This is a genomic window from Arthrobacter glycogeni (assembly GCF_054511155.1).
Map to the genome: position 1 here is coordinate 184703 of NZ_JBTNDE010000003.1, position 26536 is coordinate 211238.

Annotated in this window: 20 protein-coding genes; 14 read left to right on the plus strand and 6 right to left on the minus strand. The window is 64.9% G+C overall.

Features of this window, described 5'->3' with window-relative positions:
* Positions 1 to 9: 9 nt before the first annotated feature.
* The 3 genes from ACX80O_RS03590 to tmk are packed head-to-tail and all read right to left on the minus strand — an operon-like array spanning position 10 to position 3367.
* Positions 10 to 1566: an alpha/beta hydrolase gene (locus ACX80O_RS03590; RefSeq protein ID WP_459332562.1), complete on the minus strand. Its 1557-nt coding sequence runs from the start codon at positions 1564 to 1566 to the stop codon at positions 10 to 12.
* A complete protein-coding gene (locus tag ACX80O_RS03595) occupies positions 1563 to 2726 on the minus strand; it encodes a DNA polymerase III subunit delta' (protein ID WP_459305761.1) in 1164 nt (387 codons plus the stop codon). Before ACX80O_RS03595 ends, ACX80O_RS03590 begins: the two co-directional genes overlap by 4 nt.
* Positions 2723 to 3367, minus strand: a complete 645-nt coding sequence (gene tmk, locus ACX80O_RS03600) for a dTMP kinase (protein WP_459305759.1) — start codon at positions 3365 to 3367, stop codon at positions 2723 to 2725. Before tmk ends, ACX80O_RS03595 begins: the two co-directional genes overlap by 4 nt.
* A gap of 75 nt (positions 3368 to 3442) precedes the next feature.
* Between tmk and ACX80O_RS03605 the strand changes: the two genes are divergently transcribed.
* The 3 genes from ACX80O_RS03605 to ACX80O_RS03615 all read left to right on the plus strand — a co-directional run bounded on the left by ACX80O_RS03605 (position 3443) and on the right by ACX80O_RS03615 (position 5764).
* Positions 3443 to 4615: a trans-sulfuration enzyme family protein gene (locus ACX80O_RS03605; RefSeq protein WP_459305757.1), complete on the plus strand. Its 1173-nt coding sequence runs from the start codon at positions 3443 to 3445 to the stop codon at positions 4613 to 4615.
* Between the two features lie 9 nt (positions 4616 to 4624).
* Positions 4625 to 4948 carry a DUF2516 family protein gene (locus tag ACX80O_RS03610; protein WP_459332563.1) on the plus strand — a complete coding sequence of 108 codons (324 nt, stop codon included), beginning with the start codon at positions 4625 to 4627 and terminating at the stop codon, positions 4946 to 4948.
* 66 nt (positions 4949 to 5014) lie between these two features.
* Entirely contained in the window at positions 5015 to 5764 is a 750-nt protein-coding gene (locus ACX80O_RS03615) for a phosphoglyceromutase (RefSeq protein WP_459332564.1), read from the plus strand.
* A 66-nt stretch (positions 5765 to 5830) separates the two neighbouring features.
* On the opposite strand, the gene phoU is transcribed toward ACX80O_RS03615, so the two are convergent.
* Positions 5831 to 6490: a phosphate signaling complex protein PhoU gene (phoU, locus tag ACX80O_RS03620; protein ID WP_459332565.1), complete on the minus strand. Its 660-nt coding sequence runs from the start codon at positions 6488 to 6490 to the stop codon at positions 5831 to 5833.
* 173 nt (positions 6491 to 6663) lie between these two features.
* On the opposite strand from phoU, the gene ACX80O_RS03625 reads away from it, so the two are divergent.
* Both ACX80O_RS03625 and ACX80O_RS03630 read left to right on the plus strand, forming a co-directional pair.
* Positions 6664 to 7917: a sensor histidine kinase gene (locus ACX80O_RS03625; RefSeq protein WP_459305751.1), complete on the plus strand. Its 1254-nt coding sequence runs from the start codon at positions 6664 to 6666 to the stop codon at positions 7915 to 7917.
* Positions 7914 to 8594: a response regulator gene (locus ACX80O_RS03630; RefSeq protein ID WP_459332566.1), complete on the plus strand. Its 681-nt coding sequence runs from the start codon at positions 7914 to 7916 to the stop codon at positions 8592 to 8594. Before ACX80O_RS03625 ends, ACX80O_RS03630 begins: the two co-directional genes overlap by 4 nt.
* Positions 8595 to 8597: 3 nt before the next feature.
* On the opposite strand, the gene ACX80O_RS03635 is transcribed toward ACX80O_RS03630, so the two are convergent.
* Entirely contained in the window at positions 8598 to 9143 is a 546-nt protein-coding gene (locus ACX80O_RS03635) for a hypothetical protein (RefSeq protein ID WP_459332567.1), read from the minus strand.
* A gap of 263 nt (positions 9144 to 9406) precedes the next feature.
* On the opposite strand from ACX80O_RS03635, the gene ACX80O_RS03640 reads away from it, so the two are divergent.
* The 6 genes from ACX80O_RS03640 (at position 9407) to glgX (ending at position 15841) form a co-directional block, all read left to right on the plus strand.
* Positions 9407 to 9889, plus strand: coding sequence for a CarD family transcriptional regulator (locus tag ACX80O_RS03640; protein WP_459305746.1), 483 nt, complete (start codon positions 9407 to 9409; stop codon positions 9887 to 9889).
* A gap of 76 nt (positions 9890 to 9965) precedes the next feature.
* On the plus strand, positions 9966 to 10691 hold the full coding sequence (ispD, locus tag ACX80O_RS03645; protein WP_459332568.1) for a 2-C-methyl-D-erythritol 4-phosphate cytidylyltransferase: 726 nt from the start codon (positions 9966 to 9968) through the stop codon (positions 10689 to 10691).
* On the plus strand, positions 10688 to 11197 hold the full coding sequence (ispF, locus tag ACX80O_RS03650; protein ID WP_459332569.1) for a 2-C-methyl-D-erythritol 2,4-cyclodiphosphate synthase: 510 nt from the start codon (positions 10688 to 10690) through the stop codon (positions 11195 to 11197). The genes ispD and ispF overlap by 4 nt, the downstream gene beginning before the upstream one ends.
* 32 nt (positions 11198 to 11229) lie before the next feature.
* Positions 11230 to 12684: a cysteine--tRNA ligase gene (gene cysS / locus ACX80O_RS03655; protein ID WP_459332570.1), complete on the plus strand. Its 1455-nt coding sequence runs from the start codon at positions 11230 to 11232 to the stop codon at positions 12682 to 12684.
* 92 nt (positions 12685 to 12776) lie between these two features.
* Positions 12777 to 13763 (plus strand): 23S rRNA (guanosine(2251)-2'-O)-methyltransferase RlmB, encoded by a 987-nt coding sequence (rlmB, locus tag ACX80O_RS03660; protein ID WP_459305741.1) that lies wholly within the window; start codon positions 12777 to 12779, stop codon positions 13761 to 13763.
* Between the two features lie 17 nt (positions 13764 to 13780).
* The gene (gene glgX, locus ACX80O_RS03665; RefSeq protein WP_459332571.1) at positions 13781 to 15841 is read left to right on the plus strand and encodes a glycogen debranching protein GlgX; all 2061 of its coding nucleotides are present in this window, start codon (positions 13781 to 13783) and stop codon (positions 15839 to 15841) included.
* 90 nt (positions 15842 to 15931) lie between these two features.
* Here the strand turns inward: glgX and glgP are convergent, their stop codons facing one another.
* Positions 15932 to 18544 carry an alpha-glucan family phosphorylase gene (gene glgP, locus ACX80O_RS03670; RefSeq protein ID WP_459305738.1) on the minus strand — a complete coding sequence of 871 codons (2613 nt, stop codon included), beginning with the start codon at positions 18542 to 18544 and terminating at the stop codon, positions 15932 to 15934.
* Positions 18545 to 18722: 178 nt separating this feature from the next.
* Between glgP and ACX80O_RS03675 the strand changes: the two genes are divergently transcribed.
* Genes ACX80O_RS03675 through glgB form a run of 3 tightly spaced genes read left to right on the plus strand, consistent with a single transcriptional unit; the run spans position 18723 to position 26163 of the window.
* The gene (locus tag ACX80O_RS03675; protein ID WP_459332579.1) at positions 18723 to 20780 is read left to right on the plus strand and encodes an alpha-1,4-glucan--maltose-1-phosphate maltosyltransferase; all 2058 of its coding nucleotides are present in this window, start codon (positions 18723 to 18725) and stop codon (positions 20778 to 20780) included.
* Positions 20780 to 22546: a maltose alpha-D-glucosyltransferase gene (gene treS, locus ACX80O_RS03680; RefSeq protein WP_459305737.1), complete on the plus strand. Its 1767-nt coding sequence runs from the start codon at positions 20780 to 20782 to the stop codon at positions 22544 to 22546. The genes ACX80O_RS03675 and treS overlap by 1 nt, the downstream gene beginning before the upstream one ends.
* Complete coding sequence (glgB, locus tag ACX80O_RS03685) at positions 22546 to 26163, plus strand: 1,4-alpha-glucan branching protein GlgB (protein ID WP_459332572.1); 3618 nt, start codon at positions 22546 to 22548, stop codon at positions 26161 to 26163. The genes treS and glgB overlap by 1 nt, the downstream gene beginning before the upstream one ends.
* The last annotated feature ends 373 nt before the right edge of the window (positions 26164 to 26536 follow it).

Sequence of the window (26536 nt, forward strand, 5' to 3'; positions counted from 1 at the left end):
GCGACGGCACTAGTCGCAGCTGACGCCGTCTTCGGGGACGGTGCCGTCGACGAAGTACGCATCCACGAGGTCCCCGATGCAGGACCCGGCCCGCCCGTAGGCGGTATGCCCCTCGCCGTCCCAGGTGACGTGGACAGCAATCTCCAGCTGGTCAGCCAGGGCCAAGGACCAGTCGTAGGGGGTCGCGGGGTCCCCGGTGGTGCCGATCACCAGCATCGGCGCAGCATTGGGGGCCGACGCCGGGGCGGGCTCCAGCACCGGTTCGAACTCCCACGCGTCGCAGGTCACTCCGCCGTAGGCGAGGTAGGGTCCGAAAGTGGGCGACGCTTCGGCGAGGTCGGCGGCGTCGGCCTCCAGTTGCGCGGGGTCGCCGGTCATCGGGTAGTCGAGGCAGTTGATTGCTGTGAACGCCTCGGCGCTGTTGGTGGCGTAGCTGCCGTCGGGCTCGCGCTCAGCGGCCAGGTCCGCCAACTGCAGCATCGCCGATGGGTCCCCCTGTAATGCCTCATCGATAGCTCCGGTCAACAGGGTCCAGTTGTCGTTGTCGTAGAGCGGCAGGATGAACCCGGTGAAGAAGGTGCTGATGGTGACCAGCCTGCCATCGGAGGCGGTCATCGGGCTTTCCTCGACCGAGAGGAACAGATCCTGGATCGCTGCCACCCCTTCCTCAACTCCGGCGGGAAGCGGGCAGTCGGCGGCCAGCTGGCAGTCAGCCACATAGGTGCGCAGCGCCGCCTCAAAGCCGCGGGCCTGACCCAGCGTGATCTCCTCACTGCTCAACGACGGATCCACCGCGCCATCGAGGACCAGTCGGCCAGTGTTGGCGGGGAAGAGCCCGGCGTAGGCCGCACCCAGGGCCGTGCCGTAGGAGAAGCCGAGATAGTTCAGCTGCTGATCCCCGACGGCCGCCCGCAGGATGTCCAGGTCCCGGGCCGCGCTGTCCGTGTCCACAAAACCCAGCAATTCACCGGTGCGCTCGGCGCACTGGGCGGCGAACTCCTCGCCCTCACGGGTGAGCGTCTCGAGCGCTTCGGCGTCGGAAATCCCAGGCTCCAGATACTCCAGCCGGTCCGCTTCGCGCTCCTCGTCGGTCTGGCAGTCCACCGCCGAGGACCTTCCTACCCCGCGGGGGTCGAAGCCGACGACGTCGTACGCCTCGCGCAGCCGGTCGCTGGTCACAAAGGTGAGCGCATCCCGGACGATGTTGACTCCCGAGCCGCCCGGCCCGCCCGGATTGACCAGCACCGAGCCCTGGGATTCGCCGGTCGCATCGCTGCGGATGAGCGCAATGTCGATTGATTCGCGCGAGGGGTCGGCGTAATCCAGCGGAACCTCCACGGTGGCGCACGCGAAGGTCTCCTCGCACAGTTCCCAGGCCACGTCCTGCGTGTAGAAGTCTTCAAGGTCGGCGGGAACCTCGCCGACCACGTCGGGGGCCGCGGATTCCACACCCGTGTCCGGGCCGTCCCCGGACCCGGGGGAGAGCAGCTGGCACCCGGACAGCACCAGTGCGCCGGAGAGGACGACGGCGGCCGAGGCCAGCCGGCTGGGGAGGATACGTCTCACGTGGTGTAGTCCTTTTCGGGGAGGAGGCTGACGGCCATCGCCTCGATGGCGAGCAACGGGGCAACGTTGGTGTTAACGATCCGGTCCCGCACTTTGTTGATGGCCTCGATCCGCACCAGTGTCCCCTCGGGGGTCCCCCGCCGGGCGAACGCCTCCAGCTCGGGCCGCAGGGGCTCGTTCACCAGGTCCCGACCGCTGGAAACCTGCAGCATCAGCACGTCCCGGTAAAATGAGGTGAGGTCTGTCAAGGCACGGTCAAAGTAGTCGTTCTTCGACCGTTTGGCGCGGCGGGTCTGGTCGTCTTCCAGCCGTTTGACCTGTCCCCGGATGGCTGGCGGTAGGGTGCCACTTTCCGGGGCGCCGAGTGTTGCCAGCAGGGCTGACTTTTCCTGGGCATCACGCTGCTCGAATGAACTCTGGGCCTCGGCTTCAGCAAGCTTGACCAAATCCGCGGCTGCTTTCATGGCGCCGGAGACGGTCTTCAGATCCAGCGGCAGCCTGACGATCTGGTTCCTGCGGTCGCGGGCGCCGTCGTCGGTGGCCAACCGTTTGGCAACCCCAATGTGGCTTTGCGCCGCCCGTGCGGCGGCCTCGGCTGTTGCCGGGTCGATGCCGTCGCGGCGGACCAGCAGGTCAGCGACATCCTTCACCGGCGGCAAACGCAGGTTGACGGACCGGCACCGGGATCTGATCGTCACCAGGACGTCGCCGGGGCTAGGTGCGCACAGCAACCAGATGGTCCGGGGCGGCGGCTCCTCGATGGCCTTGAGCAGCACATTGGTGCTGCGCTCCTGCATCCGGTCAGCGTCTTCGACGATGATGACCCGCCAGCGGCCGGTCGACGGCTTGTCCTGAGCTTTGCGGACGAGTTCACGCGCCTCGTCGATGCTGATGGTCACCTTTTCGGTGGTGACGTTGGTGATGTCCGCGTGAGAGCCGGCCAGCGCCGTCCGGCAGGCTCGGCACTCCCCGCAGCCACGCTCAGCCAACTGCTCCCTGTCGCACACGAGTGCCGCCGCGAACGCCCGCGCCGCATTGGACCGCCCTGAGCCCGGCGGTCCGGTGAACAGCCACGCATGGTTCGGCTGGTCCGCCGACGCGGCGCGTCGCAACTGCTCGACCACCTGCTCCTGGCCCATCAGGAAGGTCCAGACGCTCACGCCAGGTGCCCCTCGACTGCTGCGAGGATGGCGTCGGCCAGCTCGTCGACTGGTGTCCGTGCCGGCAGCACCAGGTACTGCGCCGGGTCCGTCGCCGCCCGGTCGAGGAACGCGCCGCGGATCAGCGAATGAAAGGTATCCGGTTCCGATTCCAGCCGGTCTTCGGCGCCGTTCCGGATGCGCCGCCCGCGCCCCTCAAGCGGCTCGACGTCGAGCAGCACCGTCAGATCGGGGCGCAGCCCCTCGACCGCCCACAGGTTAACCTCCAGGACGCTGTCGGTTCCCAGCCCGCGACCGGCACCCTGGTAGGCCACCGAGGAGTCGATATACCTGTCGCAGACGACGACGACGCCACGCTGAAGGGCGGGCAGGATCGCCTGATGGACGTGGGCCGCCCGAGACGCGGCAAAAATGAGGGCCTCGGTCCGGGGGTCGATGGCGCCCTGGCCGTGGTCGAGTACCAGCGAGCGCAGCTTCTCCCCGATGACTGTGCCGCCGGGTTCACGGGTCCGCAGCACCTCGCGGCCGCGGTCCTGCAGCGCGGTAGTGAGCAGACCCGCCTGGGTCGACTTGCCGGCGCCGTCGCCGCCCTCGAAGGCAATGAACAGCCCGGACGTCCGGCGCGGGGATGGTGTACTCACGTGCCCAGCCTATCGAGGATCACCGACACAACGATCCCGGGTGAGTCCCACCCCGATCACAGATACGCTGAATCCATGACCCACCACGCCGACGACCACGCCCACCAGCTCGCCCCGGACACGATCGTGGTTGCCGCGGGCCGCCCCCCGCGGGAACACGACGCGCCAGTGAATCCGCCGATCGTGTTGTCGTCGACGTTCTACGAGGCGGTAGATCCGGTCGCGGGGGACCGGATCTACGGGCGCATGTCCAACCCCACCTGGGACCCGTTCGAGGAGGCGCTCGGGAAGCTGGAGGGCGCGGCGCTCCCGGCCTTGGTGTTCAGCTCCGGGCTCGGCGCTGCTGCGGCTGCACTGTCGCTGGTGCCGGCCGGAGGCGTCGTCGTGATGCCCCGCCATGCCTACGCGGGTTCGCTGAGCCTCGCCGCCGACGAGGCCTCTCGCGGCAGATTCACGTTACAGACCGTCGATGTCGCCGACACCGACCAGGTCCTCGGCCACCTGTCGGGTGCCGACCTGCTGTGGCTGGAAAGCCCCACCAACCCGATGCTTGAGGTAGCCGATCTGCGAGCGATCATCGGCGCCGCGAAGGCCGCCGGGGTGACGGTCGTCGTCGACAACACCTTCAACACGCCGCTGGTGTGCCGGCCCCTGGAATTCGGCGCCGATGTGGTGCTCCACTCAGTGACCAAATATCTTGCAGGGCATTCCGACGTCGTGCTCGGCGCGCTGGTCACTTCCGATGCCGAGCTCAACGCGAACCTCCACAGACACCGCACCCTGCATGGTGCCATCGCCGGACCGTTCGAGGTGTGGCTGGCGCTCAGGGGCCTGCGCACCCTCGCCCTGCGGGTGGAACGGTCGCAGGCAACAGCGAGCTACCTGGCCCACAGACTCCAGTCCCACCCGGCACTGACCCGGGTCCGGTTCCCAGGCCTCCCCGACGACCCCGGCCACCAGCGCGCTGCCGACCAGCTCAACGGCTTCGGCTCCATCATCAGCATCGAGCTGGCGGACGTGGCGGCAGCCGAAGCGCTCGTCGCGGCCGTGCGGCTCTGGTTGCCGGCCACCTCGCTGGGCGGCGTCGAATCTCTGATTGAACGACGACGGCGTCAGTCGGGCGAGCCGGTCACGGTCCCGGAGGCGCTGGTGCGGCTTTCGGTGGGGATCGAGAATCCCGAGGACCTCTGGGCCGACCTGGACCAAGCACTGGCGCCGCTGCGACAGTACGGCGACTCCACCCGATAGGCTTGACCCGTGGACATCGCTTATGAGATCAGATACTTCCTGTACTTGGCGCTCGGGTTGGTGGCGCTCGGCATTGAGGTCTGGGCGCTCGCTGACTGTGTGAGGCGGCCCGCCGCGAACTTCGAGGCGACAATGAAACGGACCAAGGGCTTCTGGACCGCGATGACCGGTGGCGCTGCCGCCGTCGGAGCGCTGACAGCGCTCGTTACTTCCACCGGCCTCTTCGGGCTGTTGCAGATCGCCGCCGTCGTCGCCGCCTGCGTGTACCTGGCCGATGTGAAACCTGCCGTCTCGGAAGTTCGCGGCGGCAGCGGTCCCTACGGCCCCTGGTAACCGACCACCGGTAACAGAGGTGCACAGCAGATGAGCTAAGTAGCTCCGATGCGGCAGACTAATCTTATGACCTCCTACAAAGTGATCCTGCTCCGCCACGGCCAGAGTGAGTGGAATGAGAAGAACCTGTTCACCGGTTGGGTTGATGTGCCGCTCACCGAGCAGGGCCGTGCCGAAGCGATCCGCGGCGGCGAACTGCTGGTCGAGGCCGGGCTGCTCCCCGACATTGTGTACACCTCGCGGCAGAAGCGTGCCATTATCACCGCCAACCTCGCACTCGAGGCGGCTGACCGCAGCTGGATCGACGTCAAACGCCACTGGCGCCTCAACGAGCGTCATTATGGCGCGCTGCAGGGCAAGGACAAGGCGCAAACCCTCGCGGAGTTCGGTGAGGCCCAGTTCATGGAGTGGCGCCGCTCGTACGACACCCCGCCGCCGCCCCTCGAGGATTCCAGTGAGTTCTCCCAGGCGAACGATCCCCGGTACGCGGATCTCGGCGACTCAGTGCCCCGCACCGAGTGCCTCAAGGACGTGCTGGACCGGTTCCTGCCGTATTGGGAATCCGACATCGCCCCGGATATCCGGGCGGGCAAAACGGTGCTCATCGCCGCTCACGGCAACTCGCTGCGGGCACTGGTGAAGTATCTGGACGGGATCAGCGACGCCGACATCGCGTCACTGAACATTCCCACCGGCATCCCACTGATCTACGAACTCGACGAAAACCTGCACCCCGTGAAGGCCGGCGGCACCTACCTCGACGCCGACGCAGCCACGGCGGCCATCGAGGCGGTCGCCAACCAGGGTAAGCACTAGCCCGACCGGGTTACACCACGACGACGGCCGGCCCCGCGGGGACCGGCCGTCGTCGTCGTTGGTGGTCTAGTTCAGCGGTGCGCTGGGCTGCCATTCGCCGGTCACCAGGTAGGTGACCTTGCGGGCAACCGAGACGCCGTGGTCGGCGAAGCGTTCAAAGTAGCGGCTGGCCAGCGTCACATCGACAGTGATGGGCGCTGAAACATCCCACTCGGGGGCAGCGATTGCCTTGAACACGCCAGCGTGAAGTTCGTTGATCCGCGCGTTGTGAGCGTAGATATCGTTGCTCAGTTGGAGGTTGCGGGTCTCGAGGAGCTCCTTCACCTTCGCGGCGATCAGCTTGTCCAACTCAGCCATCTCAACGAACGTGGAGCGGATCGCCGCGGGAATCACATGTTCCGGGTACCGCAGTCGGGCGAGCTGGGCTACGTGGCGCGCGAGGTCACCCATCCGTTCCAGCGAGGCACTCATCCGCAGTGCTCCAACAATCATCCGCAGATCGCTGGCGACGGGACCCTGGAGGGCGAGAATGTCGATGGCACGCTCGTCGAGATCGTTCTGGAGGAAGTCGATGCGTGCGTCGGCCGCAATCACGTCCTGGGCAAGTTCGGTGTCAGCCGACTCGAACGCGGTGGTGGCTTTGTCCAACGCCTCCGAAACCAGCTGTGCAATTTCAATGAGCTGTTCACCGATCTGGTGAAGCTCCGCCTGAAAAACCTTCCGCACGGGAGGCATCCTTTCGATAGAGATGACTGCGTACGTCTATGCACAGTCCCACACAGCACAGTCTCAGCCGGTGATGAACTGTTGTGCGCCTTTGGGTGAACGTTAGTTGAACCACATCCCTAATGCCACCGGAACACCCGCCCCCAGTCCAGCTGTACGCATAAGCTAGGCATGTGGATCCCGTTCTTCTCATTCTGATCGCCGGACTGGTGGGTGTCGCTTTGGGCACCTTCGGCATGGCTGCCTTCCGGCTGAGCGAAATCCAGCGGCGCTCCCTCCTGTTCGTTGAGGAGCCAACCCTGCCCGAGGGTGCGGCCGAGGTGTTGTCAATCATCGGCCGTGCCTATGTGGTGGTGGACGCCATCGACGGGGTGGTGCGGGCCAGTCCGGCCGCGTACGCCTTCGGGCTGGTGCGCGGACACACCGTGGTGCACGCGGAACTGCTGGAGCTGACGGCCAGGGTGCGCCGGGATGGTGTGATCGAGCAGAAGCAGTTGGAGCTCCCGCGCGGCCCGCTGGGTCAGGGAACGATCATCGTGCTGGCCCGGGTTGCTTCGCTGGGGGAAGAGTATGTCCTGATCCTCGCCGATGACCGCACGGAGATCACCCGCACCGAGGAAATCCGCAATGACTTTGTGGCGAATGTGTCACATGAGCTCAAGACCCCGGTCGGCGCAATTTCACTTCTCGCCGAAGCGCTCGACGACGCCGCTGCGGATGAGGAAGCCGTCCGTCGGTTCGCCCGCCGTATGCATAAGGAGTCTGCCCGACTGTCGGCACTGGTGCAGGACATCATCGAACTCTCCAGACTGCAGGGTGCTGACGTGGTGCGGCGTGGCCGGCCGGTCGACATTAACACGGTGATCGCCGAGGCGGTCGACCGGAACCGGTTGCCAGCCGAAAGCAAGCAAATCGACATTGTGGTGGGCGGGCGCATCGACGAACCTGTCTACGGGGATCCGGACCTGCTGATGACGGCCTTCCGCAACCTGATTGACAACGCCATCCGGTATTCGCCCGAGGGCACCCGGGTGGGAGTGGGCCTGCGGTCCCGTGAGGGCCTCGCCCAGATTTCGGTCACCGACCAGGGGATCGGGATCACCCCCGAAGAGCAGGAGCGCGTGTTTGAGCGGTTCTACCGCATAGACGCCGCCCGGTCGCGCCAGACTGGAGGCACCGGCCTGGGCCTGAGCATCGTCAAGCACGTGGTCTCCAATCACGGTGGCGAGGTGACCGTCTGGTCCCAGCATGGTCAGGGCAGCACCTTCACTGTCCGATTGCCGGAGATGGAAGCCGACGCGGAGCCCTCGGAGACGCGGGCAGTCACCGGTGACAAGCGAGGCGACCGACGCGGTGAAAAGTCAGCCGGTCATGCCGGCGAGAAGCAGGGTGGATCTTCCGCCCGCGAACAAGGAGTAAGCGCTTGACCCGCATTCTGATCGTCGAGGACGAAGAGTCCTTCAGTGACCCGTTGTCCTATCTGCTGGGCAGGGAGGGTTTCGAGGTTGCGGTGGTCGACGATGGAATTGCGGCCATCGTGGAATTCGACCGGGCCGGCGCCGACCTGGTGCTGCTTGACCTGCAGCTCCCCGGTCAGTCCGGGACCGAAGTGTGTCGACAGTTGCGGCAGCGCTCAAGCGTCCCAGTCATTATGCTGACGGCAAAGGACTCGGAGATCGACAAGGTGGTTGGCCTGGAGCTTGGCGCCGACGACTACGTCACCAAACCCTATTCGTCACGGGAGCTGGTGGCACGGATCCGCGCGGTCCTGCGACGCCAGACCGAACCTGATGAGCTGATCTCGAGCACTGTCCAGTCCGGTCCGGTCCGGATGGACATTGAACGGCATACGGTCAGCGTGAACGGGGACCCCGTCGCCATGCCGCTGAAGGAGTTCGAACTGCTGGAGATGCTCCTGCGCAACGCCGGCCGGGTGCTGACTCGGGGGCAGCTGATCGACCGGGTGTGGGGGTCGGACTACGTGGGGGACACCAAAACCCTCGACGTACACGTCAAGCGTCTCCGCGGAAAAATCGAATCCGACCCCTCCAACCCGAGCCACCTGGTTACCGTTCGTGGCCTGGGCTACAAGTACGAGTCCTGAGATTCACTCTTCCTCTTCGCCGGTTTCTTCGGGCGTCGGCGTGGGGTCAGGGGTGTACCCGCCCGGCACGTACTCCCGGTACTCCTCGAGCGTGCCGTCCAGTACAGGAACCCGCAGCTCGGCCGTCTCCGAATTCACCACGAAGGTCAGGTCAACGAGGGCTCCGGGGATTTCGCTGATGCCGTCGAGGACGCCGTCGTCGGTCGTCTCATCTTCGAAGACCCATTTTCCTTCGGCGGGAACGGTGATGTCGACCGTCTCGTTGTCGCCCTCGATGGTCAACTGAACCGCAGAGTCGGTTGGGTTGAACACTGTTCCCAGGATGGTTCCGGGCTCGCCCTCATCCGACGTGATGATCATGATGTTGCGCAGTTCGAGGGGCCCCACCCCGTCGACGATGCCGTCGGACGCCGCGTACTGGATGGTGGTGGCCTGTTCGCTCGTCACGCTGCAACCGGTGGCACCAAGAACGGCAGCCAGTGCCGCACCAGCAGCCAGGCTCCGCTTGGCCCGGGGGTGCTGTAGGGGATTGATTCGGTCACTCTTCACAGCGCAAACTCCTACGGTGGTTGATCAGCTGGGGGAACTGCTGGTTGAACTTTGGCTACAGCCTATCGGGAAAAGTCACCCGACGATGGAGCGCCGGAGCCCCTACAGAACACTTCTGGAGCGACGTGGATCACTTAAACACGGATCCGTCAAGGGGCGAATCATAGTCACCGACATCCGTAAGTCCCGGCTGACCTGCGAAAACACGCCGTCGGCGTGTCGAATTCGTGATAAACTGATCTGCGGGAAAGGGGAAAGTCCACATGGTTTTTGAGGTCGGCGAAACAGTAGTTTATCCTCACCACGGCGCAGCAAAGATTGAAGAGATCAAGATGCGCGTCGTCAAGGGCGAAGAGAAGATGTATCTCAAGCTCAAGGTGGCTCAGGGTGATCTAACCATTGAAGTTCCAGCAGAAAACGTTGACCTCGTTGGGGTGCGCGATGTAGTGGGCAAGGAAGGTCTCCAGCATGTCTTCGATGTGTTGCGGGCCGAGTTCACTGAAGAGCCCACCAACTGGTCGCGCCGCTACAAGGCGAACCTTGAAAAGCTTGCCTCGGGTGACGTGATCAAGGTTGCGGAGGTCGTCCGCGACCTATGGCGCCGTGATCATGACCGTGGGTTGTCCGCAGGGGAGAAGAGAATGCTCGCCAAGGCGCGGCAGATTCTGATCTCCGAGTTGGCGCTTGCAGAGAAGACTGACGAAGAGAAGGCAGCAACCGTTCTCGACGAAGTACTGGCTTCCTAGAGTGAGTGAGGGGCCGCCCGGGTGGGCGGTCCCTTTTTCTTGTCCTGACTGTCGAGCCCTGGCATAAGGTGATCACGTGTCAAAAACGAGTCCCCGCCCAGAGCCCAGCGCAGCGCAGGTCGGAGTCATCATTGTGGCAGGCGGAGCCGGTCAGCGACTCGGCCGCGGCATTCCCAAGGCCCAGGTGCAGATCGCTGGCCGCAGCATCCTCCACCACTGCCTGCAGGGTGTCCTCGACGCCGGTGTTGCCACTGAGATCTGCGTGGTCGTCCCGGCAGGAGACACCGTTCTTCGACGGGCCATCGGTGCCGTGGCCACCGACGCGAAAATCCGGCTGGTCGACGGCGGAGCGACCCGCCCCGATTCGGTGGCAGCCGGCCTCACCGCTCTCTCACCCACGATCGCCCTGGTTCTCGTGCACGACGCCGCCCGCGCCCTCACCCCACCGGAGGTCTTCCGCCGGGTCGTCGCCGCGCTGCACTTCGGCGCCGACGCGGTGGTCCCCGCGATCCCCGTCGTCGACACCATCAAAACGGTGAAAGACTCCGTGGTGACCGGCACCCCACCCCGGGACATGCTGCGTGCCATCCAGACCCCCCAAGGCTTTAGCGTGAAAGCCCTCCGCCGCGCCCACCAGGACCCTGGGGCCGCGGTCACCGACGACGCCATGCTGATGGAGCGCCTCGGCATTCCGGTGCAGGTGGTCGCTGGGGCCGACGCGGCCTTCAAGATCACCACCGCCCAGGACCTGCAGCTCGCTGAAATCCTCACCCGCACCTCGACAGAAACGACACAGCCATGAAGCTGCCGCGCACCGGCATCGGGGTCGATGTTCATGCGTTCGCCCCCGCCGACGCACCCCGGCCGCTGTGGCTCGCCGGTCTGCTGTGGGACGGGGAAATCGGCCTGAGCGGCCACTCCGACGGCGACGTCGTGGCTCACGCGGCCGCCGATGCACTCTTCTCCGCGGCGGGGGTCGGCGACCTCGGCACCCACTTCGGGACCGACCGCCCCGAATTCGCCGGTGCTTCCGGGGTGAGCCTGCTGACCGAAGCGGCCCGGATTGTGCGCGATGCGGGGTTCGAGATTGGCAACGTGGCGGTGCAGCTGATCGGCAATCGGCCCAAGTTCGCCCCCCGCCGCGCGGAAGCCGAAACCGTGCTGAGCGCCGCAGCCGGCGCGCCGGTCAGCGTGTCGGCGACCACGACCGACGGACTCGGCTTCACTGGGAGGGGCAAGGGCGTCGCGGCGGTGGCAACCGCCGTCGTCGTGCAGGTTAGCGAGGGGACCGAAACCACTGCCGGATGAAGCCGGCCACCGCGACCAGCTAGCCTTATGCGGTGAGCCTGAGATTCTATGACACAGCAACAGCGCAGACCCGCGACTTCGTCCCGCTCCAATCGGGGGAGGTGGGGCTGTACTACTGCGGTGCCACCGTGCAGGGCATGCCGCATGTGGGCCACATCCGCTCAGCGATCGCGTTCGACCAGCTGACCCGCTGGCTGAGTGCCAGCGGCTACCGGGTCACCACAGTCCGCAACGTCACCGATATTGATGACAAAATTTTGGTACGCGCCAAGGAATCCGAGTACGACGACGATCTGCCGCCCCACCTGCGCAACGAGCAGTGGTGGGCGTTGGCCTACCGCTACGAACTCGAATTCCAGCGTGCCTACGACACGCTCGGGGTCCGCCGCCCGACCTACGAGCCGCGCGCCACCGGCCACATCCCGGAAATGCACGCGCTGATCCAGCTCCTGATCGACCGGGGCCACGCCTACCCGGCGAATGACGAGTCGGGTGACGTCTATTTCGACGTCCGCTCCTGGCAGGGCTACGGCTCGTTGACCCGCCAGAACATTGACGACATGCAGAACGCGGCCGACGTCGAACCCCAGTTCAGCACCCGGAAACGGGATCCACGCGATTTTGCGCTGTGGAAAGGGTGGAAAGTGGGTGAGCCGGAGACCGCCTCGTGGCCCAGCCCGTGGGGGCCGGGCCGGCCTGGCTGGCACCTTGAATGCTCGGCGATGGTCACCAAATACCTCGGCGCCGAATTCGACATCCACGGCGGTGGACTGGACCTGCGGTTCCCGCATCACGAGAACGAAATGGCCCAATCCCAGGCCGCCGGACACCCGTTTGCCCGGTATTGGATGCACAACGGCATGGTGACCTTCGAGGGCGAGAAGATGTCCAAGTCGATCGGGAACACGGTGAGCCCCGCCGACATGCTCGAACTCGCCAGCCCCCGCGTGGTGCGCTACTACCTCGGACAGGCACACTACCGGTCGGTGCTCGACTACCGGCCCACCTCCCTGCAGGAGGCAGCCGCCGCCGTCGAACGCATCGACGGGTTTCTGGCGAAGGCCGCCGCCCGGGAATTCCCGAACGGGTTCGGGCCTGGCTCTCGGGATTTTCCTGAACCCTTCAGGGATGCCATGAACGACGACCTCAACGTGCCGCAGGCCCTGGCTGTCCTGCATGACACGGTCCGGGCCGGCAACACCGCGCTGGCCGCGGCCGACAGCGGTACCACCCAGAGAGCATTCACCGACGTCATGACAATGACCGGGGTGCTGGGTCTCGACGATGTGCAGGATCCCGGCAGGGGTGCCCGGAGCTCGGAGCACGCTGCGCTCGACGCCCTCATCACCTCCCAGTTACGGCAACGCACGATCGCCCGGGACATCAGGGACTGGGCGCGGGCCGACGCCATCCGGGACGCCCTCAGCAGCGCCGGAATCGTCATTGAAGACACCACGGACGGCGCCTCCTGGAGCCTGAAAAACTAACCTTCCACGGAGCGGGTAGGGCGCCGGTGCAGTCGTCCGCGTTCCCCGCGTAAACTGGGGTGACCAATCTTCTACCCAAAGGTGTTTTCCCCATGGCCACTCACGGACGTCCCGGCGCTGTGCGCAAGAGCAAAAAGGGCCCCTCGGGCGGAACCGGCGGCCTTGGACGCAGGGCACTGGAGGGCAAGGGACCCACCCCGAAGGCCGAGGATCGCCCGTACCACAAGGCGCACAAGAGCAAGCAGCTCGCCGAACGCTCGGCGGCCAAGCACGCGGGCACCCGCAACCCCGGTTCCTCCCGCAACGCCCGCGGCAAGGGCGCCGAAGAGATGGTCACCGGACGCAACGCTGTGGTTGAGGCGCTGCGCGCTGGCATCCCCGCCAAGGCACTGCACGTGGCGATCCGGATCGAGATGGACGAGCGTATCCGGGAGTCCCTGAAACTGGCCACCGAACGCGGCATCCCGCTGATGGAAACCGGTAAGACCGAGCTGGATCGGATGGCCGACGGCTCGGTACACCAGGGCATCATGCTGCAGATCCCTCCGTACGAGTACGCCGACGCCGTGGACCTCGCCACCGACACCATCCAGAAATGGAAGAAGGGTCACATCAACAACGCCCCGCTGTTCGTGGCCCTGGACGGCATCACCGACCCACGTAACCTTGGCGCCATCATCAGGTCACTCTCGGCCTTCAGCGGCCACGGCGTGATCGTCCCTGAACGCCGGTCGGTTGGCATGACTGCTTCGGCCTGGAAGACCAGCGCCGGTGCCGCAGTGCGCGTCCCCGTGGCGAAGGCGGGGAACCTCAACTCCACTCTGAAGTCCTTCAAAGAGAAGGGTATTTTCGTGCTCGGTCTCGACGGCGACGGCGACGTGTCCCTTCCCGATCTGACCCTCGGCCGGGAGCCGGTCTGCCTTGTGGTGGGCTCCGAGGGCAAGGGCCTGTCACGGCTGGTCCGGGAAAATTGCGACCAGATTGTCTCCATCCCGATCGACTCGGCAATGGAATCCCTGAACGCCTCGATGGCAGTGGGGATCAGCCTGTACGAGATTTCGCGTCAACGCTCCGCCTAACCGCGCAGCACCTCACCATGAGCGTCTCACTCGAAATCAGTCCGCCGTCCAGCGAGTTCCCGTTGGGTGTGCACCGCGGCCGGGCTGCCCAAAGCCTCAACATCGCCGTGTATGCGCCCGGAGTGTCCGCCCTGGCGGTACACTTCCAGATACCCGACGGCAGCTGGCATTCGGCAGCCCTGCCGGATTACACCGACGGCGTGCATCATGGGCTGGTGGAGGGACTCGGAGACTCGGCGCGGTACGCGTTCTGGCCGGCCGACACCGACCGGCCAGAGAACACCCAGCTGCTCCTTGACCCCTATGCCCGGGCCATCGACACTGTGGACACCGTGGACGGTCCGGTGTACTGGTCGGTCTTTGTCGAGGACGGCAGTTTCGACTGGGGTACCTCAGCCCCGCCGCGGACCCACTGGCGTGACACGGTGGTCTACGAAGCCCATGTCAAGGGTCTGACCCAGCTGCACCCGGGCATCCCTGCCGAACTCCGCGGCACCTACGCGGGCCTGGCACACCCGGTCATGATCGGTTACCTCAAAGCACTGGGCATCACGGCTGTGGAACTGCTGCCGATCCACTTCCACATTGATGAGCCTCACCTGGGACCCCTCGGGCTGACCAACTACTGGGGGTACAACACCCTCGGCTATTTCGCGCCGCACCCCGGCTACGCCACCGAGGCCTCCCGCACCGCCGGGCCGACAGCCGTCCAGGATGAGTTCAAGGGCATGGTGAAACTCCTCCACGAAGCGGGCCTCGAGGTCATCCTCGACGTCGTGTACAACCACACCGCCGAAGGCCCACCGGATATACCGGCCCTGAGCTGGCGCGGCCTGGGCGACAAGGAGTACTACCGCCACGGCGACGGCGGCCGCTACCTGGACACCACCGGCTGCGGCAACACCCTGAACTTCGCCCATCCACGGGTGATCGCCCTGGCCCTGGACTCGCTGCGCTACTGGGTCGAGGAATTCCAGGTTGACGGCTTCCGCTTCGACCTGGCCGTGTCAATGTGCCGGGATGACACCCACACCTTCACCCCACGCCACCCGTTCCTCATCGCGGTCGCCGCCGACCGGGCGCTACGCGGTGTGAAACTAATCGCCGAACCCTGGGATATTGGCATGGGCGGCTGGCAGACCGGCAACTTCCCGCAGGGCTGGGCCGACTGGAATGACCGCTTCCGCGATACGGTGCGTGACTTCTGGCTCACCGATCAGGCCAGCCTCGCGGCCGGCGGCGACGCCGGCTCGGTGGCGCGCCTGGCCGGGTGCCTGAGCGGGTCCGCCGACGTCTTCGGGCCGTCGGGGCGCACCTCCGTGTCCAGCATCAACCTCATCACCGCGCACGACGGGTTCACGCTCGCTGACCTGACCTCCTACAGCCGCAAACACAACGAAGCCAACGGCGAGCAGAACCGCGACGGTCATAACGACAACCGTAGCTACAATCACGGCATGGAAGGCCCAACCGACCAGGAGAGCATCGCCGCGGCCCGGTCGCAGACCGCACGGAACCTGATGGCCACCCTCCTGCTATCCCTCGGCGTCCCCATGATCACCGCCGGCGACGAGTTCGGCCGGTCCCAGCGCGGCAACAACAACGCCTACTGCCAGGACAACGAGCTGGCCTGGCTGCCCTGGGACCACGACGACGACGCCCGCCACCTTCTCGAGCACACCCGTTCTCTGCTCCGGATCAGACGGGAGTTCCTGGCCCACCAGCCCCACGGCTACCCTGCCCGCGACGACAGCTCCTACCTGCACTGGTTCAATGCGGGAGGCACACCGATGACCCAGGACCAGTGGATCGATCCGGCGTCCCGGACAGTGCAGGTGCTCCTCGGCTCACCCAACGGCATCCTCGACGGCCTGGTGGTCATTAACGGCGGCCTGGAGGACGCCAAGATCACCCTGCCGGGGCGGGACGCCCTCAGGGACAGCGGGCTACCATCAATCACGAGGTTCGAGCTGCGCTACAGCACAGCAGCCGACCAGGACCGCCGGCGCGGGGCGCGAATCGGGTCGGGGGAGACTGACATCGTGCCCACCAACTCCATCAGCGTGTACCGGATCTAGCGGCCCACGCAAAAGCGGCAGCCGCCCCAGGAAACTCTGGTGCGACTGCCGCCGATGCAAAGCAGGCGTTAAGCCTGCAAGCGTTAGATACTACGCGTTCGCGACCAGACCAAGCTCCGACTTGGACGCTAGGCTGACGTGTTTGGGTAGTACCCGCACGGTGTACCCGAAGGATCCCGAGTGGTCAATCGTCACCCCGCCCGAGAACAGGTACCGACCGGCACCCAGGTTTTCGGACGACTGAAGGTCAGCCAGCGCCACCTCGCTGAGTTCGTCGCTCTCTGAGGCGCGCCCGTACGCCACCTCGACGGCGACGTCGTCGGGGGAGAGGGCGCCGAGTGAGACGTACGCGTTGACCGTTAGCGAGTCACCGATCTGGGGATCTTCAGCGACACCGATCGAGTCAACATGCTCCACCTGAACCGCAGACCAGCCGTCGTTGATCCGTGACCGCCACGAGGCTGTGTGTTTGGCTGCCGAATAATCGGATTCAGCTGCCAGACAGCCGGCCCGCCAGGCCGGCTGATACAGGTGGCTGACATAGTCCTGCAGCATCCGCTCGGCGGACACGGCAGGGCCAAGGTTCGCCATGGTGTGCTTGATCATGGCCACCCACTGGTGCGGGACGCCGTCGTGCGACAGCTCTGATGGTCCCGCCGCGCCCGCACCCTCGGAACGGACGGTGCTGTAGAACCGGGGAGCGACCTGCTCCTCGAGCAGGTCGTACAGCGCTGACGCCTCAATGTCATCGCGCTCCTCCGGGGACGCGTCATTGTTGGCCGTGGGAATGGCCCAGCCGTTGTCGCCGTCGTACATTTCATCCCACCAGCCGTCCAGGACCGACAGGTTGAGGCCGCCGTTGATCGCCGATTTCATGCCTGAGGTGCCGCACGCCTCCAGCGGCCGCAGCGGATTGTTCAGCCAGACGTCGCAGCCGGGGAACAGCGTGCGAGCCATCGCGATGTCGTAATTAGGCAGGAACACGATCCGGTGACGGACCTCGGGGTCGTCGGTGAACCGGACCAGGTCCTGGATCATCCGCTTGCCCTGCTCATCGGCTGGGTGGGACTTGCCGGCGATGACCAGCTGGATCGGGTTGTCGGGGTGGAGCAGCAGGGCTTTCAGCCGGGCCGGGTCCCTGAGCATCAGGGTCAGCCGCTTGTAGGTGGGAACCCGGCGGGCGAAGCCGATGGTCAGGACGTCAGGGTCCATCACGTTGTTGGTCCACGCCAGTTCGGCGTCGGCGGCGCCGCGCTTCTTCCAGGAGGAGCGCAGCCGCTGCCGCACATCGTCGATCAGGTTGGAGCGGAGGCGGCGGCGTAGCGCCCAGATGTCGGAGTCCTCGACGTCGTACACCTTGGACCACTGCGGGTCCAGGACCGATTCGGCGCCGAATCGATCCCGGGCGAAGTCGGCGATCAGCGGATCAACCCAGGTGGGCACGTGAACACCGTTGGTCACCGACGAGATGGGGACCTCGCTGGTGTCGAACCCCGGCCAGAGCCCGGAGAACATGCCGCGGGACACCACACCATGCAGTTTGGCGACGCCGTTGGCGCGCTGGGCCAACCGTAGGCCCATCACCGCCATGTTGAACTTGTTGGGGTCGCCGTCGACGTAGTTCTCGGCGCCGAGGGTGAGGACCTTCGCCGTCGGAACCGACGGTGCCAGGCCCGCGTCGAAGAAGTGCTCGATCTGGGACTTCTCGAACCTGTCGATTCCCGCGGGAACTGGGGTGTGGGTGGTGAACACGGTGCAGGACCGGCCGGCGGTGAGCGCTTCCTCCCAGCTCATTGGCGACGGGTTGGACGGATCCATCAGTTCGCGGATGCGTTCGATGCCGAGGAACCCGGCATGGCCCTCATTGGTGTGGAACACCTCGGGTGCCGGGGTGCCGGTCAACCGTTCAAAGATGCGCAGCGCCTTCACGCCGCCCATGCCCAGCAGCAGCTCCTGCTGCAGCCGCTGATCCCCGCCGCCGCCGTACAGGCGGTCGGTGACGTTGCGGGCTGCCTCGTCGTTGCCGGCCACGTTGGAGTCAAGGAGCAGGAGTGGGACGCGGCCGACGTCGGCCCGCCAAATGTGGGCGATCAGCTGGCGGCCGGCGGGCAGCGGCAGGACCACCCTGGCGGGCGTGCCGTCCTCCTCACGGAGCAGCGTCAGCGGCAGACCGTCAGGATCGAGGACGGGGTAGGTTTCCTGCTGCCAGGCGTCGCGGGAGAGCGACTGCTTGAAATAGCCGGCCTGGTAGAGGAGGCCGACGCCGATCAGCGGGACGCCAAGGTCGGAAGCGGCTTTGAGGTGGTCACCGGCAAGGATGCCGAGGCCACCCGAATACTGGGGGAGGACGGCGCTGATGCCGTACTCGGGGGAGAAGTAGGCGATGGAGCGCGGGGCATCAGCGCCGAGGGACTGATACCAGCGGGGTTCGGAAAGGTAGCGGTCCAGGTCGTCGCCGAGCTCCTGAATCCTGGCAACGAGCCGTTCATTGTCGGCGAGCTTACTCAGCTGCTCTCGTGTCACAGAGCCTAGGAAGGCCACTGGATCTTGGCCGCTCGCCTCCCATGCCGTGGCGTCAAGGTCACGGAATAGGCGGGTGGTCGGCAGATGCCACGACCAACGCAGGTTGCCTGCCAGCTTGCCCAGCGGGGCGATGCTTTCAGGGAGGACGGTACGGACTGTAAATCTGCGGATTGCCTTCACCCGGGAAAGGTTAGCGCATTTTTCCCGGTGTGGGCCCGTCTCGACGCGCTGAGGAGAGTAACTGACAGTAAACGTTTGCGTCAGGCCCCAACTCCACCGCTATATGCGCGGATGTTACGTGCGCGCGCCTTAGTAATCTCGGCAAATACTCGCTAACGTCTAACCTGTGACGACTTCAATCAAGCCACCACGTAAGGGACGCACCGCCAGAAAGCCGATAGACAGGGCTGATCTGCGGTTCGGACGAATTCCAATCACCAACATCTCTCCTGTGGTCGAAGGCGGGGCTTTCCCCTCCAAAGCGATCCCGGGATCAGATGTCGCGGTAGGCGCCACAGTCTTCCGAGAAGGGCACGACCAGCTGGGAGTATCAGCGGTCCTGCTCTCCAGCAAGGGCAAAGAGGTCCAGCGGGTGCGCCTGGCACCGGTGGGGCTGGGACTCGACCGGTATGAAGGTCTGCTCCGGCCGCCGGCGGCCGGCAGCTACACCTTCGTCATCGAAGGATGGGGCGACCTCTACGGCACCTGGCACCACAACGCTGAGGTGAAGATCGCCGTGGGCGTCGATGTCGAGCTGATGCTCGCCGAGGGTGCAGCCCTGTTCACCAACGCCGCCGTCTCCCGGTCTGGCAAGGATGCTGCGGCGTTTACTGCGGCGGCTCGGATCCTCGCCGATACCGCTCTCCCCGTGGACGAGCGCCTCGCCGCCGGTGAGTCAGCCGACCTTCTCGCCGCCATCGGTCGCGAACCGCTCCGCGACCTGGTCACCACGTCGCAGTCGTACCGGATCCTGGTGGAGCGCGAGCTCGCAGGCCGCGCCTCCTGGTATGAATTCTTCCCCCGGTCCGAAGGTGCAACGTACGACCCGGCCACCGCGCAGTGGACCTCGGGCACCTTCGTCACCGCGGCCGACCGGCTGACCGGCGTCGCTGACATGGGGTTCGACGTCGTCTACCTGCCGCCCATTCACCCCATCGGGCGCACGCACCGCAAAGGACCCAACAACACGCTGACGGCAGGTCCCGGTGACCCCGGGTCGCCGTGGGCCATCGGCGCCGCCGAGGGGGGCCACGACGCGATCCACCCTGACCTCGGGACGTTCGACGATTTCGATGCCTTCGTGGCGCGGGCCCGTGCACTGAACCTGGAAGTTGCGCTGGACCTCGCCCTACAGGCCTCGCCGGACCACCCCTGGGTCGCCTCGCATCCCGAGTGGTTCACCACGCGGGTGGACGGGTCGGTCGCCTACGCGGAGAACCCTCCCAAGAAATACCAGGACATTTACCCCATCAACTTCGACAACGATCCGGATGGCCTCTCCCGCGAGGTACTCAGGATCGTGCTGTTGTGGATCAGCCATGGAGTGAAGATTTTCCGGGTGGACAACCCGCACACCAAACCGGTGGTGTTCTGGGAATGGCTGATTAGGGAAGTGAACGCCAAACATCCCGGCGTCGTTTTCCTCGCCGAGGCGTTTACCCGCCCACCGATGATGCACGCCCTGGGCCGCGCAGGATTCCAGCAGTCTTACACCTACTTCACCTGGCGCAACACCAAGACTGAACTCGAGGAATACTTCACCGAGGTCAGCAAGGTCAGCGCGCCGTACTTCCGGCCTAACTTTTTTGTAAACACCCCCGACATCCTCACCGAGTTCCTCCAGTACGGGGGGCCGGCAGGGTTCAAGATCCGGGCAGCGCTCGCAGCCATGGCCAGCCCCCTGTGGGGGGTCTACGCGGGGTACGAGCTCTACGAGCATGTGGCCCGCCCCGGCGCCGAGGAGTCAATCGACAATGAGAAGTTCGAGTACCGCCCCCGCGACTTCAAACGAGCCGAAACCGAGGGCAGGAGCCTGGCGCCCTACCTGACCAGGCTCAACCACATCCGCCGGGATCACCCGGCGCTGGGGGACCTCGAGAACCTGACCCTTCACCACAGCTCCGACCCGGACACCCTGGTGTTCTCCAAACACAAGGAGAATGTCGGTGGCGAGAGCTCAGCCAAGGACACGATCATCGTGGTTGTCAATCTGGATCCGCATGGTGCGCGGGAGAGCACTGTCTCACTGAACCTCGAAGCCCTGGCCCTCGATCCCGAAGACTGCAATGAGGATGGCACCTTCTGGGTGGACGATCTCATCACCGGCCAAAGTTGGGTCTGGGGTACCCACAATTACGTCAGGCTGGACCCGCATGTGGAACCAGCACACATTCTTTACCTCAGGAGGAAGCCCTAGTGGCCAACCCGTTTCAACTTAACGCACCCGGTCTCGCGCATGACCCACACTGGTATCGCAAGGCTGTATTCTACGAAGTTCTGGTGCGGGGGTTCGCCGACGCGAACGGTGACGGCTCAGGTGATTTCTCAGGCCTGATTGACAAACTCGATTACCTGCAGTGGCTTGGCGTCGACTGCCTGTGGCTGCCACCGTTCTTCAAGTCGCCACTGCGCGACGGCGGCTATGACATCGCCGATTACTACAACGTCCTCGACGAATTCGGGACCATCAGCGACTTTAAGCGTCTGGTCGCCGAGGCCCACGCCCGGGGTGTCCGCGTCATCATTGACCTGCCGCTGAACCACACCTCCGACAAACACCACTGGTTCGAGGAATCCCGGAACGATCCCGACGGCCCCTACGGTGATTTCTACGTCTGGAGTGACACCGATGAGAAGTACGAGGACGCACGAATCATTTTTGTCGACACCGAGGAATCCAACTGGACCTTCGACCCCGTCCGCCGGCAGTTTTTCTGGCACCGGTTCTTCTCCCACCAGCCGGACCTCAACTTCGAGAACCCCAAGGTCATCGAGGCACTCTTCGATGTGGTGAAGTTCTGGCTGGACCAGGGTATCGACGGTTTCCGTGCGGATGCCATCCCCTACCTCTTCGAGGAGGAAGGAACCAACAGCGAAAACCTGCCGCAGACGCACGCGTTCCTGAAGGACCTGCGCACCATGGTGGACGAGAACTACCCCGGCCGCATTATCGTCGCCGAGGCCAACCAGCTCCCCGAAGAGGTGGTCGAGTACTTCGGCGACGCCGAGGGCCCCGAGTGTCACATGTGCTTCCATTTCCCCATCATGCCCAAGCTCTTCTATGCCCTGCGCGATCAGAAGGCCGCCCCGATCATCGACACGATGGCCGAGACTCCCAACATCCCCGCCGGTGCGCAGTGGGGCACTTTCCTTAGGAACCACGACGAGCTCACCCTCGAAATGGTCACCAACGAGGAACGCGAAGCGATGCTCGGCTGGTACGCCCCGGACTCGAGGATGCGTGCAAACGTGGGTATCCGCCGTCGGCTGTCACCGCTGCTCGACAATTCACGGGCTGAAGTGGAACTGATCCACGCCCTGCTGTTGTCCCTGCCCGGCAGCCCGTTCCTCTACTACGGTGATGAGATTGGGATGGGCGACAACATCTGGCTTGACGACCGCGATGCGTCGCGGACCCCGATGCAGTGGAACCCCGACCGCAACGCGGGGTTCTCGACGGCGGACCCCGGAAAGCTGTACCTGCCGGTCGTGCAATCGCTGGTCTACCACTACAACCACGTCAACGTTGAAGCGCAGCTGGCCAGTTCGAGCTCGCTGCTCCACTGGATGCGGCAGATGCTTGCCGTGCGCCGGTCGCACCCCGCGTTCGGCCTGGGCACGTACCGCAATGTGCCGACCGAGGCGGAGTCAGTCCTGGCGTTCATCCGAGAGGTGGAGGTCGACAATGCTGAGGGCGAGCAGCCCGAGGTGGTGCTTTGCGTGTTCAACCTGTCGCAGCACCCTGTCGCCGCACAGCTGAACTTGCCGGAATACGCCGGGCGGGGTCTTCGTGACCTCTTCGGTGGCACCCCGTTTCCCGCATTCGGTGGGGATGGTGCCCTCACGCTGACGCTCGGTAGCCACGACTTCTTCTGGCTCCGCCTGCGGTCGACAAACTCCAACGTCGCTTCGCCGCACACCGAAGCCCTTCCTGTCATTCAAGCCCCGGAGGCCATGAAGTAATGCCCAAACTGACGCCGACCTTTCCAGAACTCCTAGCTTCATGGCTCCCCGGTCAGCGGTGGTTTCCTGCCAAAGGCCGAGAGTTTGATCTTCGAAGGGTCGGCGGCATCCGGCTGGAGGACCCGACCGGAAAGGTGGGACTCGACGTTCACCTGCTCGCCGTGGATTCCGGGCACCGGCAGGACATTGTCCAGATCCCGTTGAGTTACCGTGCTGCCCCGCTCAAGGGTGCCGAGGCTGCGCTGATCGGTGAGGCCGAACACTCCGAACTGGGCCACCGCTGGATTTACGACGCCACCCACGACCCGGTGTTCGTCACGGCCTGGGTCGAGTTGATGCGTTCGGGCGGCACCACACAGGACGGCCGGACCACGGGCTACCCGTTGGGTTCGTTCGCCACATCGGAACGGTCCGACGCGCCTCTTCCGCTGACAGTGCTCAAGGGTGAACAATCCAACACGTCAGTAGTAGTGCGGGCGCCAGCAGGCCCGATGATCGTCAAGTTCTTCAGGGTGCTCGCACCCGGGGAGAGCCCCGACGTTCAGGTGAGCGCCAAGCTCACCGATGCCGGTTCAGTCGACGTGCCAGCCACTTTCGGCTGGGTCACGGGCAGCTGGGAAGACTCCCGGGGCGGCGGCAAGCAGTGGCTGACCGGGCATCTCAGCGTGCTGCGGGACTTCATTGACAACAGCACGGACGCCTGGCGCACCGCGTCGGTGGCGGCCGCTGGCAATAAAGACTTCACCGCCGAGGCAACCGAGTTGGGCCGGGTCACTGGCCGGATCCATGCACAGCTGGCTGAAGCATTCGGAAGCCGGGCGGCGAGCGACGTCGAACGCGCGGAATTCATCGAAACCCTGGTCCAGCGCATCGAGTGGGCCTGGCTGGAGGCGCGCGACGTCGTCGGGCCGCTCGAGGATGAGGTTGCCGGGGTGGTGGAGCGGGTCCGCCGCGTGCTGACCCTGCCCGATCTGCAGCGGATCCACGCCGACTACCACCTGGGACAGGTGCTCAACGCACCGGATGGGTCCTGGCTGGTGCTCGACTTCGAGGGCGAGCCCCTGCGTCCCGCCGCCGAACGGAGCGTCCCCGATGTGGTGCTGCGCGACGTCGTCGGGATGATGCGTTCGCTGGAATACGCTGGCGCCGCCGCGGCTCACGGCAATGACGCGGCGACTGCCGAAGCCGATCAGTGGACCGCGGCTGCAGGGGCCGCGTTCGCGGCCGGCTATCAGGCGCAGACCGGCACCTTGGTTGACTCTGCTGACCCCTTGTTCCTCGCGCTGTGGCTGGACAAGGCGCTGTACGAGGTGGTGTACGAGCTACGCAACCGCCCGGACTGGGTCGACATCCCGGTTCGCGATGTGCGTCGGGCCCTTGCTCCCGCCACGGTCAGCGCCGACGTCGCCGTTCCAGCCGTCGCCTCCACTCCGCCGGGCAGGATCGAACACTCCATCGACGTCCTGCAGCCGGTTTCCGAGGGGCGTTACCACCAGCCACATGCCGTGCTGGGTGCGCACCTCGACGGGCACGGGCTGGTGACCATCCGCACCCTGCGGCGTCTCGCGCAGCGCGTCACCGTAGTGACCGGCAGCGGGCGAACCGAACTGGAACATGAGCACAACGGCATCTGGGTGGGCACGGTTGAAGCGGAAACCGCCGGGCACGTCCCCGACTACAGGTTGGAAGTGACCTACGACGGCGAACCGCAGTTGGTCGACGACCCGTACCGATTCCTGCCCACACTGGGTGAAATCGACATGCATTTACTTGCCGAAGGCCGGCACGAGACACTGTGGACTGCCCTGGGGGCCCACGTCCGCCACTATGCGTCTGTGCTCGGTGACATCGATGGCGTGAGCTTTGCGGTGTGGGCCCCCAACGCCCAGGCGGTCCGGGTCAAGGCCGATTTCAACGGCTGGGATGGCTCGGTGAACGCTATGCGTACGCTCGGCAGCTCAGGGTTCTGGGAAATCTTCATTCCCGGGGCGGCTGCCGGGTCGCGCTACAAATTCGAAATCCTCGGCAATGACGGCCAGTGGCGTGAAAAAGCCGATCCCATGGCCCGCGGCACCGAGATCCCACCACTCACCGGCTCGCGGGTAGTCGAATCCCGCTACACGTTCCAGGACGATGAATGGATGACGGCGCGGGCCGCCGCCGACCCCCACAACGGGCCCATGAGTGTGTACGAAGTGCACCTTGGTTCCTGGCGGCTGGGACTGAACTATCGTGAGCTCGCCGAGCAGCTGACTGAATACGTGCAGTGGCAGGGGTTCACTCACGTCGAGCTGATGCCCGTCGCCGAGCACCCCTTCGGCGGCTCCTGGGGTTACCAGGTCACCTCGTACTACGCGCCGACGTCGCGGTTCGGGCACCCGGATGACTTCAAATACCTGGTGGACAAGCTGCACCAGGCCGGGATCGGCGTCATCATGGACTGGGTCCCAGCGCACTTTCCGAAGGATGAGTTTGCGCTAGCCAAGTTCGATGGCGGCACCCTCTACGAACACGGCGATCCCTTCCTCGGTGAGCACCCCGACTGGGGAACCCTGATCTTCGACTTCGGCCGCCGTGAGGTACGGAACTTTCTGGTTGCCAACGCGCTGTACTGGCTGGAGGAATTTCACATTGACGGGCTGCGCGTGGACGCTGTTGCGTCGATGCTCTACCTGGACTACTCCCGCGAGGAGGGCCAATGGACACCGAACCGTCTCGGCGGCCGGGAAAACCTTGAAGCCGTCGACTTCCTGCAGGAGGTCAACGCCACCGCCTATAAGCGGGTCCCCGGCATCGTGATGATCGCCGAGGAATCCACGTCCTTCCCGGGTGTCACCCGTGCCACCAACGCCGGCGGCCTCGGGTTCGGGCTGAAATGGAACATGGGCTGGATGCATGACTCCCTGGAGTACATGGCCGAAGACCCGGTCAACCGCGGCTACCATCACGGCAAGGCCACGTTCTCTATGGTGTACGCGTACACCGAAAACTTCCTCCTGCCGATCAGCCACGACGAAGTGGTGCATGGAAAGGGGTCACTGCTAAGGAAGATGCCGGGCGACCGGTGGCAGCAGCTCGCCAGCGTGCGTGCCTACCTGGCGTTCCAGTGGGCGCACCCCGGCAAGCAGTTGATCTTTATGGGCACCGAATATGCCCAGGAATCGGAGTGGTCGGAACAGCATGGTCTCGACTGGTGGCTTTCGGATACGCCTGCCCATAAGGGTGTGCAGCACCTGGTTCGGTCGTTGAACGGTATTTACCGAAACACACCGGCACTCTACGTCAGGGACAACGATCCATCGGGTTTCCAGTGGATCGACGAGAACGACGGCGCCCGCAACACTTTGTCCTTCATCCGGTGGGACGGGCAAGGTAATCCGCTGGTATGCATTGCCAACTTCGCGGGTGCGCCGCACGAGGGCTTCCGGGTCGGACTTCCCTGGTCCGGTGAGTGGGAAGAGGTACTTAACACCGATGCCGGGGAATTTGGCGGATCCGGTGTGGGGAACTTCGGCGGTGTGAGCGCAGTCGAAGGACCGTGGAGTGGGCAGCCCGCGTACGCTGACCTCCGGATCCCCCCGCTTGGCGTGGTGTACCTGGCCCCGAAGAGGGCCTAGATCGGCGCGGGGCTAGGCTCTCCGAGCAGGCCCCGCTACCCGATTTACAACCCCGGCCGAAGGGTGCTAGAGTTTATATCCGCGCTGGTCGAGGGAATTGACCGGCTGACAACCACTAGAACTACGGTTCGTCTCCGAGTGCAGTATGGCCCAGAGATTGGAAGATCAGCCGATTTGACCTGAAGATGATCAGCCGGTAAGTTTGAAAAGTTGCTCCGGAGCGATGATGGGACTGTTTGGTTCTGTTTGGTGTCGGGTGTGTCTGTTGTTTGAGAACTCAATAGTGTGCCATGTTTGTTGATACCGATTGTTTTATTGATTGGTTGAATTTGGCTGCATGATGCCATTTTGTGGTGTTGTGTGGTTGTTTTTG

Excerpts from the sequence above, each read along its gene's own strand:
- ispF (WP_459332569.1), top strand. The coding sequence starts at position 10,688 with ATGAAGCTGCCGCGCACCGGCATCGGGGTCGATGTTCATGCGTTCGCC.
- ACX80O_RS03605 (WP_459305757.1), top strand. The coding sequence starts at position 3,443 with ATGACCCACCACGCCGACGACCACGCCCACCAGCTCGCCCCGGACACG.
- ACX80O_RS03615 (WP_459332564.1), top strand. The coding sequence starts at position 5,015 with ATGACCTCCTACAAAGTGATCCTGCTCCGCCACGGCCAGAGTGAGTGG.
- glgB (WP_459332572.1), top strand. The coding sequence starts at position 22,546 with ATGCCCAAACTGACGCCGACCTTTCCAGAACTCCTAGCTTCATGGCTC.
- ACX80O_RS03640 (WP_459305746.1), top strand. The coding sequence starts at position 9,407 with ATGGTTTTTGAGGTCGGCGAAACAGTAGTTTATCCTCACCACGGCGCA.
- rlmB (WP_459305741.1), top strand. The coding sequence starts at position 12,777 with ATGGCCACTCACGGACGTCCCGGCGCTGTGCGCAAGAGCAAAAAGGGC.
- glgX (WP_459332571.1), top strand. The coding sequence starts at position 13,781 with ATGAGCGTCTCACTCGAAATCAGTCCGCCGTCCAGCGAGTTCCCGTTG.